The sequence below is a fragment of the uncultured Methylobacterium sp. genome, from assembly GCF_964251405.1.
Taxonomy (GTDB): domain Bacteria; phylum Pseudomonadota; class Alphaproteobacteria; order Rhizobiales; family Beijerinckiaceae; genus Methylobacterium.
This window is the reverse complement of record NZ_CAXUJR010000131.1, coordinates 1-3,153: the sequence shown is the minus strand read 5'-3', so window position 1 is coordinate 3,153 and position 3,153 is coordinate 1. Positions and strand designations below refer to the sequence as shown.

At 67.5% G+C, this 3,153-nt stretch carries 4 protein-coding genes; 2 read left to right on the top strand and 2 right to left on the bottom strand.

The window, feature by feature from the left end; all coding sequences use genetic code 11:
- Positions 1–156: 156 nt before the first annotated feature.
- Both ACFE7U_RS16795 and ACFE7U_RS16790 read left to right on the top strand, forming a co-directional pair.
- Positions 157–369 carry a DUF3126 family protein gene (locus ACFE7U_RS16795; protein ID WP_375410855.1) on the top strand — a complete coding sequence of 71 codons (213 nt, stop codon included), beginning with the start codon at positions 157–159 and terminating at the stop codon, positions 367–369.
- Positions 370–504: 135 nt separating this feature from the next.
- Positions 505–834 (top strand): DUF6949 family protein, encoded by a 330-nt coding sequence (locus tag ACFE7U_RS16790; protein ID WP_375410854.1) that lies wholly within the window; start codon positions 505–507, stop codon positions 832–834.
- A 447-nt stretch (positions 835–1,281) separates the two neighbouring features.
- Here the strand turns inward: ACFE7U_RS16790 and ACFE7U_RS16785 are convergent, their stop codons facing one another.
- Together ACFE7U_RS16785 and ACFE7U_RS16780 are read right to left on the bottom strand one after the other, a co-directional pair.
- Positions 1,282–1,962, bottom strand: a complete 681-nt coding sequence (locus tag ACFE7U_RS16785; RefSeq protein ID WP_375410853.1) for a transglutaminase-like cysteine peptidase — start codon at positions 1,960–1,962, stop codon at positions 1,282–1,284.
- A gap of 230 nt (positions 1,963–2,192) precedes the next feature.
- Positions 2,193–2,825 (bottom strand): transglutaminase-like cysteine peptidase, encoded by a 633-nt coding sequence (locus ACFE7U_RS16780; RefSeq protein ID WP_375410859.1) that lies wholly within the window; start codon positions 2,823–2,825, stop codon positions 2,193–2,195.
- Positions 2,826–3,153 lie beyond the last annotated feature (328 nt).

Here is a 3,153-nt window from a genome sequence, read left to right as displayed (position 1 = left end):
GGGATCTGAAGCCGCGTCGTCGCGGCTCGCCCCACGGGTTGCCCCCTCACGGGCGGCGTGGCAAGCGGTGCCGGAACCACCGCCCAGGGCGATGGCCGGTGCTCCCGTTTCGTCGAGGGGAGGCGGCCGCCATCGGCCGCCGCAATGAGGTTGAGCGTGACCAAGACCGACATCACGAAGGTGCAGGACTACCTTCGCCGCACCTTCTCGAACACCAATATCCGCCTCGTGCCGCGGCCCAAGAAGGACGATTCGGCCGAGGTCTATATCGGCGAGGAGTTCCTCGGGATCGTGTCCGTCGACGACGAGGACGGCGACCGCTCGTTCAACTTCGCCATGGCGATCCTCGATATCGATCTCGAGGACTGACGCTCGCCCGGCTCATCGCCGTGCCGGAATGGCCTGTGGGCGGCGTTTACCTTGCCCACGGGTAATCCTTAACACTTCGTAAACGCTCGGGCAGAGTGCGCGCTACCTCGTCGTCAACGATGGAGCGCACGCGCCATGGTCATCAGCCCGTCGGCCCTCGAATCGATCCAGACCCTCTGCCTCGGGCTCGCCCTGTCGGGCCTGCTCGCCACCGCGTTCGAGCTCGTCACCGAGCGGCGTGCCAGCTTCAACCTGTTGGAGCGCGGCGGCGTGGCGGCGGCGGCGGCCCTGCCGGTGCTGGCCTTCACCGCGCCCTTCATCATCCTGCGCAACACCCTGCGCGGGCGGCAGATCGAGGGCCGGCCCATCCCGTTCGTGATGATCGCCACCATGATCGCCTGCGGCTGGAGCCTGCTCTCCGGACGCATCGTGCTCGACCTCGCCCATTTCATCGTGGGAAGCTGAGGGAAGATCACCCGTGTCCGTCCGCGCGCCGCAGCACGCTCCTCCCCTGGCGGGGAGGAGTTGGAGGTGGAGGTAGCTGGGTGACCCTGTGCTGAGGGCAGCGGAACCACCCGCACCCCTCGCTACGAGGGCAGGGCGATTGCAGATGAGAAATGGTCCTTCTCGCCTGCGATTGAGCGTCCCCTTGGTCATGCCGGGTCGCCGCAGGCGAGCCCGGAACCCAGAACCGCAGGTGGCTCTTCAGCTTGCCGCGTCGGCGGCTCTGGGTTCCGGGCTCTGCCAAGCAGACCCGGAATGACTAAGGGGACTGGGAAACACCGGAAGACCGACTCCGCCTTCCTGCGAGGCGAGGCGGAATTTCCATCTGCGATCGCCCTGCAACGACGGGGAGGGGTCGCGCCACGCCGACCTGATCAAACGGAAAGACCTATGAAATAGCCGCCGGCCTCAACGATTCGCGGTCGTCACCGGCGACGTGACGCCGTTGAGCGAGACCCAGGCCATCCCGTCCTGGCCTTCACGCTTGACGAAGGTGTAGCCCGTGCGCGTCCCCGACAGGATCGCGTTGGTCTTGTTGTCGAGGATCAGGTCGCCGCGATTGGTGCGGACCATCAGCACCGCGTGGCCCTCGCCGATATCGTCGATGACCACGGTCATGCGCAGGGCGCGGCGCGGCAAGCCGCGCTCGACCAGCATCCGCCGCTTGAGCAGCTGGAAATCCTCGCAATCGCCGAACCCGTCGTCCGGGTAATCCCAGCGGTCGACCACGCCCCAATGGGCGATGTCGGTGATCGGTTTGATCCGCGCGTTGACGCGGCGGTTGACGCTGGTCAGCGTGCGCCACACCGCCGGATTGAGGGCGATGAGCGTGGGTTGGGACAGGTCGACGCCGCACTCGTCCGGCAAGCGAGCGCACAGGACGGTCCAGGCCGCCACCGGCTTGGCGGCGCCACCCTCCTCGATGATGGTGGCCTCCGGGAGCGCCGCGGCGTCGTCCTGCTGGGCACTGGCGCCGCCGAGCATCAGGATCGATCCGACCAGGCTGGCTTGAATCGCACGGGTGAGACGCCGGCTCAGGGAAAACGTCCCTCCCGCCGCGTCGAGGGTGTGCAGACCTGCGTGCCGCATCAAGCTCGCCCCGCCATTCGTTGGCTAAGGCATGAAGCTTGCACGGTCCTTGACGTAGCTCAATCGGAAAAATGACGAAGGAGTTAACTTCTGCGGATCGAATAAGTTCCAAAAAGATCTGCTGCGAACTTGCAACACCGGGACGTCGGGTAAGTCGTCCGGCGACGGGACGCTTGTCGCGGCTCGTCCCATAGAAGCCTGTGCCGTGCCGTTCGTCCAGTTCCGGTGAGTTACCGATTGGCGGTGGTGGCCGGCGAGGTGACGCCGCCGAGCGACACCCAGGCGACGGCGTGCTGGCTCTCGCGCTTGATGAAGATGTAGCCGGTCCGGTACCAGGGCAGGATCTCGCTGGTCTTGTTGTCGAGGATGTAGTCGCCGCGGTCGGTCACGAGGGTGAGCACCGCATGGCCCTCGCCCTTCTCGTCGATGACGACGGTCATCCGCATCGCCCGGCGCGGCAGGCCGGCCGCTGCCAGCAACTTGCGCTTGAGAAGCTGGTAGTCCTCGCAATCGCCCGCACCGTCCTCGGCGAGGTCCCAGCGGTCGGGGACAGCCCAATGGTCGAGGTCGGTCACCGCCCGCACGGACTTGTTCACGCGGCGGTTCACCGAGACGACGGTGCTCCAGACGGCGGAGGTCAGGGCGACGCTCGTGGGCTCCGACGGGTCGACGGCGCATTCGGCGGCGGCGGCCGCACAGAAGCTCACCCAGGCGGCGATCGGCCGGGCCTCGCCGAGCGGCGTCGCCGCCGCAGAGGCCGGAGGCATCGCGCCGGCGGCCTGGGCCGACGCCGCGGCGGGCCAGAACGCGAGGGCGGCCAACGCCGCGATTGCTCCCAAACCCGTCCGCTTACCGCTCAGCATGATCGTCGCCTCGTCCGTCGAGGTGACGATGCGGGCCATCGCCCTGTGCCGCGCTGAAGCCGATCCGCGCAATTTTACGCATTCGCCCCGGCGATCCGGGAGCCTGCGGACAGGCCGAATTCCAGCCTGCGCGGATCGATCGAACTCGCCCCGATCGATTAGCGGTTCGTCAACCGTGGCAGCGATTCGGCAGCGATGCGAGGGGGCACGGCCGCAGGCCGGCCCGTCACGGCGCTTCCGATGAGATCATGCGGGAACGGACCGGACGCAGGCCTTCGGGAGTTTCGTCCATGGGTCGCAGGGACGCCGACCGCCGACCCGGCTCGAA